The organism is Janthinobacterium sp. BJB401, assembly GCF_013372745.1.
GTDB lineage: Bacteria > Pseudomonadota > Gammaproteobacteria > Burkholderiales > Burkholderiaceae_D > Janthinobacterium > Janthinobacterium rivuli.
Genome location: NZ_JABXFH010000023.1, coordinates 1 through 14,339 on the forward strand (window position 1 = coordinate 1; position 14,339 = coordinate 14,339).

10 protein-coding genes are annotated in these 14,339 nt (G+C 61.1%); 7 read left to right on the forward strand and 3 right to left on the reverse strand.

Going from position 1 to position 14,339, the window contains the following annotated elements:
• Positions 1-2,840: excinuclease ABC subunit UvrA (uvrA, locus tag HWE17_RS15905; protein ID WP_176389414.1), on the reverse strand; the 2,840-nt coding region annotated here is incomplete at its 3' end.
• Positions 2,841-3,221: 381 nt separating this feature from the next.
• On the opposite strand from uvrA, the gene ssb reads away from it, so the two are divergent.
• The 7 genes from ssb to HWE17_RS15940 all read left to right on the forward strand — a co-directional run bounded on the left by ssb (position 3,222) and on the right by HWE17_RS15940 (position 9,467).
• Positions 3,222-3,731 (forward strand): single-stranded DNA-binding protein, encoded by a 510-nt coding sequence (gene ssb / locus HWE17_RS15910; RefSeq protein ID WP_034781209.1) that lies wholly within the window; start codon positions 3,222-3,224, stop codon positions 3,729-3,731.
• A 290-nt stretch (positions 3,732-4,021) separates the two neighbouring features.
• On the forward strand, positions 4,022-4,246 hold the full coding sequence (locus HWE17_RS15915) for a hypothetical protein (protein WP_176389415.1): 225 nt from the start codon (positions 4,022-4,024) through the stop codon (positions 4,244-4,246).
• 66 nt (positions 4,247-4,312) lie between these two features.
• Positions 4,313-5,503: a hypothetical protein gene (locus HWE17_RS15920; protein ID WP_176389416.1), complete on the forward strand. Its 1,191-nt coding sequence runs from the start codon at positions 4,313-4,315 to the stop codon at positions 5,501-5,503.
• Between the two features lie 108 nt (positions 5,504-5,611).
• On the forward strand, positions 5,612-6,697 hold the full coding sequence (locus HWE17_RS15925; protein WP_176389417.1) for a DUF455 family protein: 1,086 nt from the start codon (positions 5,612-5,614) through the stop codon (positions 6,695-6,697).
• Positions 6,694-7,452, forward strand: coding sequence for a nucleotidyltransferase family protein (locus HWE17_RS15930; protein ID WP_176389418.1), 759 nt, complete (start codon positions 6,694-6,696; stop codon positions 7,450-7,452). The genes HWE17_RS15925 and HWE17_RS15930 overlap by 4 nt, the downstream gene beginning before the upstream one ends.
• Positions 7,427-8,695, forward strand: a complete 1,269-nt coding sequence (locus tag HWE17_RS15935) for an MFS transporter (RefSeq protein WP_176389419.1) — start codon at positions 7,427-7,429, stop codon at positions 8,693-8,695. Before HWE17_RS15930 ends, HWE17_RS15935 begins: the two co-directional genes overlap by 26 nt.
• A gap of 235 nt (positions 8,696-8,930) precedes the next feature.
• A complete protein-coding gene (locus tag HWE17_RS15940) occupies positions 8,931-9,467 on the forward strand; it encodes a M15 family metallopeptidase (protein WP_176389420.1) in 537 nt (178 codons plus the stop codon).
• Positions 9,468-9,690: 223 nt separating this feature from the next.
• Here the strand turns inward: HWE17_RS15940 and HWE17_RS15945 are convergent, their stop codons facing one another.
• Complete coding sequence (locus HWE17_RS15945; RefSeq protein WP_176389421.1) at positions 9,691-13,272, reverse strand: M1 family aminopeptidase; 3,582 nt, start codon at positions 13,270-13,272, stop codon at positions 9,691-9,693.
• Positions 13,273-13,282: 10 nt separating this feature from the next.
• Complete coding sequence (locus HWE17_RS15950; protein ID WP_176389422.1) at positions 13,283-14,200, reverse strand: ABC transporter ATP-binding protein; 918 nt, start codon at positions 14,198-14,200, stop codon at positions 13,283-13,285.
• Positions 14,201-14,339: the final 139 nt, after the last annotated feature.

Consider the following 14,339-nt stretch of genomic DNA (forward strand, 5'->3'; position numbering starts at 1 on the left):
AGCAGCGGTCCCAGGTACTTGCCCGTCACGCTGGCCGGGTTCAGCGCCACATCTTCCGGCGTACCCGAGGCGATGATCTGCCCGCCGCCGGCTCCCCCTTCAGGGCCCAGGTCGACGATCCAGTCGGCCGTCTTGATGACGTCGAGGTTGTGCTCGATGATGACGAGGGTATTGCCCTGGTCGCGCAGACGGTGGATGACTTTTAATAATAAATCGATGTCGTGGAAGTGCAAGCCCGTCGTCGGTTCGTCGAGGATGTACAAGGTGCGGCCCGTGTCGCGCTTGGACAGTTCCAGCGACAGTTTCACGCGCTGCGCCTCGCCGCCCGAGAGGGTGGTGGCGCTCTGGCCCAGCTTGATGTAGCCGAGGCCCACGTCGAGCAGGGTTTGCAGCTTGCGCGCGATCAGTGGCACGGGCTTGAAGAATTCATGCGCTTCTTCCACCGTCATGCCCAGCACTTCCGTGATGTTCTTGCCCTTGTATTGCACTTCCAGTGTTTCGCGGTTGTAGCGTTTGCCGTGGCACACGTCGCACGGCACGTAGACGTCGGGCAAGAAGTGCATCTCGACCTTGATCACGCCATCGCCCTGGCACGCTTCGCAGCGTCCGCCCTTCACGTTGAACGAGAAGCGGCCCGCGCTGTAACCGCGTTCCTTGGCCGTCGGTACGGTGGAGAACAAATCGCGGATCGGCGTAAACAAGCCCGTATAGGTGGCCGGGTTCGAGCGCGGCGTGCGGCCGATCGGCGCCTGATCGACGGAAATGACTTTGTCGAAATGCTCCAGGCCACTGATCGAGTCGTGCGGCGCCGGCTCCGTCTGCGAACCATACAAATGGCGCGACAGGGCAGGATATAACGTATCGTTGACGAGCGACGACTTGCCCGAGCCGGATACGCCCGTCACGCACGTCATCAAGCCCACCGGCAAGCTCAGCGACACTTTTTTCAGGTTGTTGCCCGTCGCGCCAGTAATGACCAGCTGCTTTTCCGGATTGCTGGCGTGGCGCTTGGCCGGCACGGCGATTTTCAGCTTGCCGTTCAGGTACTGCGCCGTCAGCGATTTCTTGTTCTTCAAGATCTCGGGCAGGGTGCCTTCGGCGATGATTTCGCCGCCGTGCACGCCCGCGCCGATACCCATGTCGACGATGTAGTCGGCTGTGCGGATGGCGTCTTCGTCATGCTCGACCACCAGCACGCTGTTGCCGATGTCGCGCAAGTGTTTCAAGGTTTCGATCAGGCGGTCATTATCGCGCTGGTGCAAGCCGATCGACGGTTCATCGAGCACATACATGACACCCGTCAAACCGGAGCCGATTTGCGATGCCAGGCGGATGCGCTGTGCTTCGCCGCCGGAAAGCGTGTCGGCGCTGCGGTCCAGCGACAGGTAGTCGAGGCCCACATTGTTGAGGAATTTCAGGCGCGAAATGATTTCCTTGACGACCCGGTCCGCGATCTCTTTCTTGGCGCCCGTCAGCTTCAGCTTTTCAAAGAATTCCAAGGTCTCGCGCAGCGGTTTTGCCGCCACTTCATAGATGGCCCGTTGCTGCTTGCCCGTGCCGACCTTGACGAAGCGCGCTTCCACGCGCAGGCGCGCGCCGTCGCAAGAAGGACAGCATTTTTCATTGATGAACTTGGCCAGCTCTTCCTTGACGGCCATCGAATCCGTCTCGCGGTAGCGGCGTTGCAGATTGTTGACCACGCCTTCGAACGTGTGTTCCTTGATGACGGTGCGGCCCCGTTCGTTCACATAGCTGAACGGAATTACTTGCTTGCCTGAACCGTACAGCACGGCTTGCTGAGAATTGAGGTCCAGCTGCTCGAACGGCATGTCCAGGTCGAACTCGTAAAAGGCGGCCAGGTTCGACAGCATCTGGAAGTAAAACTGGTTGCGGCGATCCCAGCCTTTGACGGCGCCGGAAGCGAGCGACAGGTTCGGGAACGCGACGATGCGTTTCGGGTCAAAGAATTCAATGTGTCCCAAGCCGTCGCATTCAGGGCAGGCGCCCATGGGGTTGTTGAACGAGAACAGACGCGGTTCCAGTTCCTGCAGGGAATAGCCACACACATTGCAGGCGAATTTATTCGAGTACACGTGTTCCTGGGCCGTATCCATCTCGTAGGCAATGGCGCGGCCGTCTGCCAGGCGCAGGGCCGTCTCGAAACTTTCCGCCAGGCGCTGCTTGATCTCCTGGTTCACCTTGACCCGGTCGATGACGACGTCGATCGTGTGTTTTTCCGTTTTCTTCAGTTTCGGGAGGTCATCGACTTCATAGATCTTGGCCGCATGCGTGCCGCTCTGCACGCGAAAGCGCACGAAGCCCTGCGCCTGCATCTGCTCGAACAGATCGACGTGTTCGCCCTTGCGGTTGGCGACGACGGGCGCCAGGATCATCAGCTTGGTGTCTTCCGGCATGGCCAGCACGGCGTCGACCATTTGCGACACGGACTGGGCCGCCAGCGCGTTTTCCGGATGGTCGGGGCAGTACGGCGTGCCCACGCGTGCATACAGCAGGCGCAGATAATCGTGGATTTCCGTCACGGTGCCGACCGTGGAGCGCGGATTGTGCGACGTTGCCTTCTGTTCGATGGAGATGGCAGGAGATAAGCCTTCGATCAGGTCGACGTCGGGCTTTTCCATCAATTGCAGGAACTGGCGCGCATACGCCGACAGCGATTCGACGTAGCGGCGCTGGCCTTCCGCGTACAGGGTGTCGAAGGCCAGCGAGGACTTGCCGGAGCCGGACAAGCCGGTAATCACGATCAGCTTATTGCGCGGCAAATCGAGATTGATATTCTTGAGGTTATGCGTGCGAGCGCCGCGAATGCGGATCTGTTCCATGTGATTGCCTTGCTTTCAGTGAGTGGTGCGGCCGGCGCATTGTGCCTGGGTGCGGATGAGGAGCCACAACGGGTCAACCTGTAACTATAGCCGGGTTTTGCTCTGCATGCCTGAGGCAGTCACGGGCGGATTGCGCCGCCAGGCGAACGTGCCCCGACAAAGTTTGATACAGATGCGTGCAGACGTTTAAACACTGTATATAATACCAGTATTCAAGTTTCTTGTTTTCACCTGCCGTGAAAAAAACGTGCTGCCGCACGGGAGAGGGCGTCCGCCAGAAAGCGGGTGCTTTGCGCCGCGTGGTCGCTTATAATCCTCGTTTAGTACACTAAACTAACGCGCGGGACACCGGCTCCCGCTGCAGTTCATCAGGAGTTATTCATGGCATCAGTCAACAAAGTCATCATCGTCGGCAATCTGGGCCGTGACCCGGAAATCCGCTACATGCCTAGCGGCGACGCGATCGCCAACATCGCCGTGGCCACTTCGTACAAATCGAAGGACCGCAACACGGGCGAACAAAAAGAATTGACAGAGTGGCACCGTATCTCGTTCTTCGGCCGCCTGGCGGAAATCGTCGGCCAATACCTGAAAAAAGGTTCGTCCGTCTACGTCGAAGGCCGTCTGCAAACCCGTAAATACACGGACAAGGACGGCGTCGAGAAGTACGCAACCGACATCATCGCGGAACAGATGCAAATGCTGGGCGGCCGTTCCGGCATGGGCGGCGACGCCGGCGGTGGCGATGACAGCTACGGCGGTGGCGGCGGCTACGAAGCCCCGGCCCCGCGCCAGGCGCCAGCCCCGCGTCCAGCCCCGGCGCCGGCGCCACGCCCGGCACCGAAGCCAGCACCGAACTTCTCGGACATGGACGACGATATCCCGTTCTGATCGGATTACCCCGATCACTAAGCAAAGCCCTGCACATCCTTGATGTGCGGGGCTTTTTTTTGCGGCGGACAGGATGGGTTGCCACGCCAGCAGGCGGGCGCGTCCTGTGCACAATATTTTCCAGGGGTAACAAAAAACCGTGGCTTGCCGCTTTACTGTCCAGTCGTGACAAAACGAGAGAATGTCGTAGATGAAAGCTTATAAAATAATCTACGCCACCGTTTGCCGGTGGCCGGAAGCGTGCTTTTTTTGCGGTTCCGAGCGCAGGTCCATCACTCAAGGAGAAACTTATGATTAGTAACACCCAAGTGGTTCATGGTACCGGGTCTTTCAACACCTCTGGCTATTCCCTGAAACGCGCCAGCCGCGACATCGCTGCTGCCAGCAATGTCGCCGTGGCCTCACTGGATATTGCCGCGCTGGAAAACAGCCGCATGCACGGCGCCGCGCCGAAATGCTCGCGCAATAACCTCGAGTGCATCGTCGGCCCGAGCACCGTGCTGTCGTCGATGTAATCACTGACTGTGCCCAAGGTGGTGCTAGCCCCTAGCCCACCTTGGGCTTTCTCCGAGGGAGGCTCAATGAATCGAGAATTAATTGTAGTAACGACCCATGGAACATCCAGTTTTGACATCGGCGAGGATGAGCGCGTGCTCGATGCCCTGGCGCGCAATCATGTGCCCTGGACGGCGGTGGCCACCTACCTGCGCGATCCCTCCGGCGCCTATAGCCTTTTTCCTTGCTTGAGTGAAACTGGCAGCGCGATCCCGCCGGACCGGCAAGTCTATGCATTTTTTCAAAGAAATATTGATCCTTTCCTACATACCAACAACACCTTGCAGGTGTCGCCGCCGGCCAACAATGAAGAAGCCGTGGCTGAATATATCTACGCCAACGGCGCGGCAAAGGGCGGCCCGAATATCCTGAAACGCCTCTCGTCGAACGAGTGCAAGCTGGCCGTGCGCGATGCCGTGGCACAAACGCTGCGCGACACCCTGTCGCCTGGCGACAAGCTGGTGGTCGGCGTGAGTGGCGGGGGCGACAGCAATGCCTTGCTGTATGCCTTGTCGCAATTTGACGAGTTCCCGATTGACATCCATCCGGTCATCATCGAAGGACCGGGCGAGTGGAATTCCGGCGTGCCGCGCGCGCGCGAACTGGCGCAGGCCTACAATCTGCCGCTGACCGTGGTATCGGAAGAAGAATCGAAGGCGATACTCGGCGCCAGCGCTGGCGGCCTGGGCATCACCGACCGGTTTGCCCGGGAATTTCCCGACGATGACTTCGAATTCCTCGGCACCCTGATCATCCGGCGCGTACTGACGAGCGTGGCCAAATCGCTGGACGCGAAATTTATCGCCACCGGCCTCAATTTCGAAGATTTGCTGGGCGAGATGTTCGCCATCATGGCAACCGAACGGCGTTTATTACCGCTGCCGGCCCGCCCGATCGGCGATGTCACCCTCGTCTATCCGCTGTGGATGACGCCCAAGAAAATTATCGACGGCTGCTTCCCCAAGTATTCGTTTTCGAATTACGCAGACCGTTATCCTGGCTATGCGGAGGGACGCAACGCGTACTATTCGATGGCGTACTGGATGGCGTCGGCGTTTCCCGGCCTGCCCGAAAAAATGTTGCGCTGGGCGGCAAAGGAAGGCTCCGCCGGGGAGACGGTGTTCCCTGTGGATGAGGTGCTGGGCTATGAGACGCTCGAGCCCGTGAACTGGGCGCTGCGGGAACGCTTCCTCAGGATGTTGCGCACCACCGCCTAGGCTGCCGGACAACCGCTGGCGCGCCTTGCCCAGGGCAAGCTTCGCATCGCCGCGCGCCACGGTTGTTCGGCCGTTATTGATACTCGATTATCTACCGTTGGGAATGCTATGTCCGTCATCACAGAACACACGGCACACCTGGCCGCCGCCGCACACGCCCTCACGGCCATCCGGAACGCCTCGGCGCACGCGCTGATCACGGAGCGCGAGGTGGCTGGCAAGATCGCGTGGTCCATGACCTTGCATGCGGCGCAGCAGGCACTGTCGGCGGTACAGGATTGCTGCCATAGCTTTGCCCTGGGTGCGGCAGCCGCCAATCCGCATGGCGCGGACGCGGGCGTGCACATCGACGCGCATTTCGCCACCCTCCGGCACAGCATGCAGGCGCTCGCCTCGCTTGGCTTGTGGGCCAAGAGCGAACTGGCGGCACAGAAAGTCCTGTGGCTCCTGCCTGCCATGCACAGCGGCTGCCAGCGCCTCGAAGGCCAGGTGCTGCCGGCGCAGTGGGATTGTCCGGAGTTGCCCGGGCGCCCCGAGCAGCTGGAAATCGTCGACTACGTGCGCTATGAGCTGGACCGCGATTATCCGCGCAGAAAATTGCACCAGCAAATTTTTAATGTGGAAGTGTGCGCCGGTGAAGTGTGCGCCATGCTGGTGCTGCGATTCCCGGAGTTGCCGGGCGACGTGGCCGAATCGCTGACCTTGCAGTGCGTGGAAGAATTCCGGCACGCGCAGCTGCTGCTGGGCGCATTGGCGAACGAAGGGGGTGGCATCGGCGAAACGCCGGTGTCCCTGGGCATCTGGAAAAGCTGCCGCGCGGCGCAGAATGCGGCCGATTGCATCGGCCTCGAGCAAGTCATCGGCGAAGGCTTTTCGCTGGGCGCCGACCTGTACTACGCAGAGCTGTACCGTGCCATCGGCCGCGCCGATATTTCCCTGCTGCATGAATGCATTTATATCGACGAGGTCAACCACGTGAAGAATGGCCTGGCCAGTTTTCACACGCTGCTGGGAGCGCAGGCCGTGCAGCGCTTGCGCACGCTGGAAGAATCGTCCAAGGTGAGCGTGGTTGGCGGACGGTTTTTCAATGCCGCCGCGCGCCAGTATGTCGGTTTCAGCGCGACGGAAATTGAACGCCAGCGTGACCGTTCGCAAGCGGTGGAGTTACCTGACCTGCAGGGGATGATGGAATGAATTTCGACGCAGCCCGCCAGTTGGTGGAGCAACACATCCTGCCCGCCTATCCGCATGCCGTAGCGGCGATCATCGGCGGCTCCATCGCGCGCGGCCAGGGAACGGCCACCTCGGATATCGATCTGTTCGTGTTGTTCGAAAACGTGCCGCATGCCTGGCGCGAGACGCTCAAGCTGGGCCAGCAGACGGTGGAATTGTATGGCCATGACCTGCGCTCCTTCGATTACTTTTGCCGCAAGATGGATCGTCCCGGCGGCCGCATACCGATGGCGATGATGGTGATCGAAGGCAGGAATCTCTTGCCGCAGACGACCACATCCGCCGCCCTGTACCGGCTGGCGCAAGCCATGTACGACGAAGGCCCGCCGGCGCTGACGGGCGATGCCCTGGCCAGCCGGCGCTATGAAATCACGACCTTGCTGGAAGACCTGGTCGACAGCACGGTTGCCGAGGAAACACTGGCGATCGCCACCAAGCTGTATGACGTGCTGGCCAATTTCGTGCTGCGGGCCGGGGGCGCGTGGAGCGGCGTCGGCAAGCATCTGGCGCGCCGGCTCAGGGCCTACAGCCCGGTGATCGCGGACGACCTGCATGCCGCCATGCGCGCGGTCCTGCTCGACCCGCCGGCCGGCAAGCAGGCGTTTGGCGACCTGGTCGCGCGTGCCCTGCAGCCGTATGGCGGCCCCTTGCTCGACGGGTTTGCCCTGCATGCGCCGGCGGAATGGAAGAGTGACACGCCAGCGCTTGCCGCCTGAGGCGGTTGGCACCGTGTTGATGCGCACGGTGCAGGGGCGGCCGGTACAGCTATTCGGTTTTCCGCTGGTCTTCATGACCGTCCTGATCGACGTCCTGTGCGCGGGACTGGTGGCCCCCGTCTTGCCGCGTTTGCTGCTGCAATTGAGGGACAGTCCCGCCCAGCCCGTGTTATGGCTCGGTTACCTGGGGATGCTGTTTTCGCTGTCGCAAATGTTTGCCTTGCCACTGCTGGGGGCGCTGTCGGACCGCTTTGGCCGGCGCCCGCTGCTGCTGCTGTCGAACCTGGGCGTGGCCGTGTATTTTTTCTGCCTGGCCGATACGGAAACGCTGGCCCAATTGGTGCTGGGGCGTATCTTGTGCGGCATCACCGCCTCCAGCTTTGGCATCGCCTATGCGTTCATTGCCGACTGTTCCGAGGGCGCCGCGCGCACCCGCGCGTTTGCCTCGATGGGCGCGGCCTACAGCATGGGACTGGTGGCCGGGCCGGCCCTGGGCGGTTGGCTGGGCAATATCGATGTGCGCCTGCCCTTCTACCTTGCCGGCTGGCTGTCGCTCGGCAATCTCGTGTACGGCGTGCTGGTCTTGCCTGAATCTTTGCCACTGGACAAGCGCGTTCCCGTCAGCTGGCGCATGAGCAATCCATTCGGCGCCTTGTGCGAGTTGGCCAGGCGTCCCGAACTGCGTTTCCTGACCCTGGCGTATCTGCTGGTGGCCAGCGCGCACTGGTCGATTGCCGTGGCGTTCGTGTTTTACACGCAGCAGCGCTATGGCTGGGACTCCACCCAGGTCGGCTTGATGCTTGCCGTGCTGGCAGGCTGGGGCGGCGTGGCGCAGCTGAAATGCGCCCCGTTTCTGATGGCGCGATACGGCCCGCGGCGTACGGCCATGCTGGCCTATGCCGGCTGCTGTGCCGGCTTCTTGTGTCTTGCTCTGTCGCGCCAGTCGGCGGGGGCGTACCTGGCCATTTTTTTGCTCGGCGTGGGAGAAATGGCCAACCCGGCGCTGCAGGGTCTGCTGACCAGTGCCGTGTCGGCGCGGCAGCAGGGCTGGCTGCAGGGCGCCGTCAAGAGCGCCGGCAGCCTGGCGGGGCTGGCGACACCGGCCCTGTTCGCCATGCTGGTCGCCGTCGATCCTGCCAGCCACGACAGCGGTGCTGCGTTTGTCCTGGCTGCCATCCTCTTGCTGGCCGCCTGCCTGGCGCTCGCCGCCAGCAAATACGCGGCGGGCAGCAAGCCGGCGTGACGCGGATCAATGCGCCGCGGCGTCTTGGCCGTATGGCCAATGTCCGCTCATGCAAAACAGGCGTGCGGCCCGCGCGGCCCATGCATGGATATGTGCTCCGAACTATTCCAGTCACAGCGTCTCTAAGAATCAGGGAAGCTATGTGCATGGCCGCTCATCGTTGTTGCCATTATCGATAACGTGATCGCATCCTTGCCGTAGCTTCATTTTTCTGTTGTGACCTAGGGGAGGAAATATGGCTGCTGATCTGAATTTACTCGATCCTGCATTAAAAAATACCATGACGCAAGTGCTGGCGCGCTGTCGGGCGGCAGGTGTGGAAATGCGGCCCAACAATGGCTTGCGCAATCCCCACGATCAGGCAAAGCTATGGCGACAATCTCGTTCTTTGGAGGAAATCGAGGCCAAAATCGACGAGTTTGAAAGCCAGGGCGCCCCATATCTTGCCGCATGCCTGAAAGAGGTTGGTCCTCAGCATGGGGAGCATGTGACCAATGCCGCTCCCGGATTTTCGTGGCATCAATGGGGACAGGCAGTTGACTGTTTTTGGCTGGTGGATGGCAAAGCGGAATGGTCATCCAGCAAATTAATCAACTGGAAAAACGGCTATCAAGTCTATGCGGCCGAGGCCAAGGCGCTTGGCTTGTTTCCCGGTGGTTACTGGAAAAGTTTCAAGGATTGGCCTCATATACAGTTGCAAATTCATGGCAGCCCGAATGTCAATAAGTCGGTCAAGGAGATCGATCAAGAAATGCAATTGAGATACGCATAGCTTGCGTTTTTCGACGTGACTAACATTACGGCGCGTCCGTCGTTTGCTTTTCCTGGACTCCCCTTGATTCGCGATATATAAAAAATACGTGGACGGCATCGCGCTGGAACGCGCCGAGACGCCGGAAGACGTGGCCGGCCTGGTGTACCGCCAGGCGCTGACAGCATAAAAAAACAGGCCACGCCGTCGGTGACGGGGTGGCCTGTTTGCCTTGCATCAAGCGTTAGTTGAAACTGACTTCCTTGCGGTTATCGCGCGCCACCCGGTCGATCATCTTGTTGTACGGATCGACACCCACCTCAAACGGTTTTTCCTTCACCGTAATCGTCACCACAGGATCGCTGCCCGACAGCACGCGCTTGTCCGTGAACAGGACCTTTTCATCCTTCTCCTTGCCGCCCGGCGCGCGCGCGAAGATGGCGATCTCTACCGGTTCGTCGTAGGCGCGCGGGCTTTCCTTGCCCTTGCCGTCCGACTCCAGCTTGGCCAGGTGCAGCTGCATCGTGACGTCCCACTGGCCATCCTTGCGCTGCACGGCTTTCGCTTGCGTCACGCGGTTATCGTAGAAGACGATCTTCTCGAACAGGTCGGTGATCAGGGCCTGCTTGTCCTGCGGCGTTTCGGCGCGGATGTAGGCCAGCAATTCCGACGACGTGGTGAACGGCGCCTGCTGGTAACCCTTGTCCTGCAGATAGCGTTTCAAGGCACGGTTCAGCGCTTGCTCGCCGATTTCATCGCGCAGGCGGTAGAACACCAGGCTGCCCTTGTTGTAGTGGATGTATTGCTGTCCCTCCACGCGCGCCAGCGGCAATTCCTCGATGGCTTCGCCGCCGCGTCCGCTCAGGTAGCGGTCCAGTTCATAGCGCAGGAAGCGGCGCATCTTGTCGCGGCCGTATTCCTTTTCCATCACCATCAGGGCCGAGTATTGCGCCAGGGACTCCATCAGCATGGTGGCGCCCTGCACATTGGCGCCGATCACCTGATGGCCCCACCACTGGTGCGCCATTTCATGCGCCGTGACGTAGAACACATAGTCGATGTCCTCCTTGTCGCGCAGGTCGGCGATGAAGCCGATGCCTTCCGAATACGGGATCGTATTGGCGAACGACTGCGCAAAGCTCTGGTAGCCCGGGAATTCCAGAATACGCACCTGCTTGTGCTGGTAGGGCGTGAACTCGGTGCTGAAATAGTCGAGCGACTTTTGCACGGACGTGATCATGCGGTCCGTGTTGTAGCCGTGTTTCTTGTCGAAATAGACCTCGATCGGCACGCCGTGCCAGTCGCCCTTCTTGACGTCCCAGCGTGCCGACAGGTAGGCGAAGAATGGCAGCATCGGCTGGTCCATCTTGTAGCGGTAATAGCGGCGGCCATCCTTTTCCCAGCTGCCTTGCAGGTAGCCGGGCGCCAGGGCGATCTGCTCGCCACTGGTGGACACCGTCGTGTCGAAATGGATCCAGTCGGCATCGCCGCCCAGCACCGTGTCGCCATACGCTGACTTGTCTTCCAGCTTGGCCATGCGCTGCGGCTCGCCCAGGCCCCGCTTGCGGCGCTCGTTGCGGTCCGTCAACTCCATTTCCTTGGCATAGCCGAAGTGCGGAAAATACGCCTGGTTGTTGAAGAAGCTGCCGTTCAGGTTGACCTGGTCCGGCGTGCCGCTGTTGGTAAAGCCTTCATGCGTGACGGCCACCGTGAAGTCGAGCGGCAGGGTGGCGCCGGGCGCCAGCGGCTGCGCCAGCTTGAGGATGCTGAAGCCGAGTTCCTCGTCGTTCAGCGTCACCTTGTGCTCAGGCAAGTTCAACCAGTGCGTTTCCAGGTCTGGGTTGCGCTGGATGCGCAAGGTGTCGAGCGCTTGCTGCGTCTTGTTTTGCAGCACGTAGTGGCCCTTGATCAACACTTTGCGCTGTTCCGGATAGATATCCACGTTGGCCTGGATGTCGGTGATCTTCGGCTGCGGCAAGTCCTTGTGCTGCTTGTACAATTTCTCGTAGCGGGCCTGCTTGTCCATGCTGACGTCGGACGTTTCGTACTGGTTCAGCACATTCGTGTTGTAGAAGATCCAGCCGCCCGTGCCGGCCCAGCACAGCAGCACCACGGCCAGCGCGGCGCCGGCGCGGCCGTGCAGACGCTGGCGCGCCAGACGCACGCGCGCGCGCCAGTCGGCGGACAGGCCGCGCACCCAGAAGGCCCGCGCCAGCATGACCAGCGCCACGGTAAACAGGCTCCAGTACAGCGCAAACCAGGCCCAGCCGGTCAGGAAGTGGCCATAGCCATTCATGTCCGAATACTTGATGGCCGGCGTGGCGGCGAAGTTGTACAGGTTGTGCTCGAAGTGCAGCATGCCCAGCACGGCTTGCGCCACCATCAACAGGATCACCAGCAGGTAGCCGATGAACTTGTTATTCGACAGCACTTGCAGGGTGAGGGCGCACAAGCCCATCAGCACGAAGAAGAGGGCGCCCAGCAGGGTGCCTTTCAGGTACAGGCCCAGTTCCACGGGCGCGCCGCCCTTGACCAGCTGGAAACCGATGGCGGTGATGATGCCCGCCAGCAGGTAGCCGGCGATGACGCCGATCAGCGCCGTGCACTTGGCCAGCAGGGGGACCCAGTTGGGCACGGGCATGGCGTCGCTGACGTCGGCGATCCTGACGTGACGTTCCTTGAAGATCAGTTCACCCGCATAAAAGGTGACGATGATGATCAGCATGAAGCTGAAGCTGTTGCTGATATTTTGCAGCATCAAATGCGTCATCGGATACACGGCCGTGCCGTACATGTTCTTGCCGACATTCGCGCCGGCGATCAGGTTGATCATGGCGAACAGCAGCATGACTAGGAAGGGCACGCTCTTGAAGACGCCGGCCGCGTCGAAGCGCAGGATTTGCCACCACTGGCGCCAGGCTGTCGCCGCGGTGAAGCGGGGCAGCGTGCGCGGCAGGTGCAGCGGCGCCGAGATGGCGGGGGCGGCCGTCTGCACCTTGTGCTTGCCGAACAAACGCTTTCCCGTACCCGTGCGCTGCGGCTTGAACAGCGCCACGGTGGCGAGGAACAGCACGGCCGTGATGCCGATCCACAGCAGGCGGTTGGCCAGCAGGAAGCCGGACAGGGGCGGCAGGCTGGCATTCGATTCGGCGGACGTGAAGTAGCGCGTCATGCGGCCAAAGGCGCGCAAGCCGAACGGGTCGAGCAGGACGGCAATCCATTCATTGTTGATGTCGCGCGTAAAGACGCCGGCCATGGCCCACAGCACGAAAAAGCCCAGCACGCCCACGTAGACGAGCATCATCGAGCGCGTGGTGGCGGCCAGCAGCATCAGCAGGGCGCCGATGAAGAGCAGGTTCGGAATGACGATGACGGCAAAGCTCCACGCATACGTGTGCAGCGAAAACGCGCCCACGCGCTGTGCATCGACCCAGGGCATGAGGGGGCCGAGCATGGTGGCCAGGGCGATGGCGGCAAAGATCACCAGGCAGGCGACAAAGCCGGCGGCGAAACGGCCGAACAGGTAGTCCCACTTGCGCATGGGTGTGGCGAACAGCATGTCGGCCATGCCCACTTCGCTATCGCGCAGCACGGCGCCGGCGATGAAGACGGTGACGAGGAACATCGACAGCAGGCTGAAAATGCCCAGCATCTGCGCCACCACCGTGGGTGCATTGCGGTTGATGTTGCCGATGGCGCCGCCGATCTGGATCGAATCGCTGCTGCTGGCGCCAAAGGCCAGCAAGGCCATGATGGCGGCAAATACCCACAGCAGCGGCTGTTTCAGCTGATAGCCGAGGTCAAACTTGAAAAATTCCTTCCACATGACGCGCTCCTCAGGCCAGAACGGCGGCTGGGGCTGCGGCCGGCGCGGCGGCGCCGTCGCGGGCAGCGTTGCGCACGTGCAGGAAGTACACGTCTTCCAGGTCCGGGGCGATCTGCGCGAAGCCGCTGTCGGGCTGGCTGTCGGCATACACATTGATTTGCGGCTTGCCGCCCACCAGGCGCGTCGACAGCACATTCAGGCTTTGCTGGTATTGCGCCAGCTCCTCCGTCGTGACGCTGCGGCGCCACACCTTGCCCAGCAGCGTGTCGATGGCCGCCTGCGGCTCGCCCTGCACCAGTACTTGACCCTTGACGATCATGGCCATGCGCGGGCACAGGTCCGTCACGTCGTCGACGATGTGGGTCGACAGGATGACCACCACCTGCTCGCCAATCTTCGCCAGCAGATTCAGGAAACGGTTGCGCTCGTCCGGGTCCAGGCCCGCCGTCGGTTCATCGACGATCACCAGGCGCGGCGCGCCCAGCAGCGCCTGGGCGATGCCGAAGCGCTGGCGCATGCCGCCCGAATACGTGCCCAGGTTGCGCTTGCGCGCTTCCCACAGATTGGTTTGCTGCAACAACGCTTCCACGGCTTCCTTGCGCGGCCCCTTCTCCGTCAAGCCTTTGAGCACGGCAAAGTGGTTGAGCAGGGTTTCCGCGCTGACCTTCGGATACACGCCGAAATCCTGCGGCAGATAGCCGAGCTGGCGGCGCAGGCCGGCCTTGTCCGTGAGTACATCGACGCCATCGAAATGGATGCTGCCGCTGTCGGGATCTTGCAATGTCGCAATGGTGCGCATCAGCGAGGACTTGCCCGCGCCATTTGGCCCCAGCAGGCCGAACATCCCGTTGGGAATCTCCAGGCTGACATTGTTGATGGCCTTGACGCCATTGGCATACGTTTTGTTCAGCTGTTTGATCGATAGCATGTGCAGCACTCTCCAGAGCTTGGGTATGAAAGCCGGCAGATGCATGTCTGCCGGTCTGTGGAAGGGGATCGCCCTTGTTTTGCAGCCGCGATGGCGGATGTTACTTAAAAACAATAATATATAGCCAATTGGGAGAAAA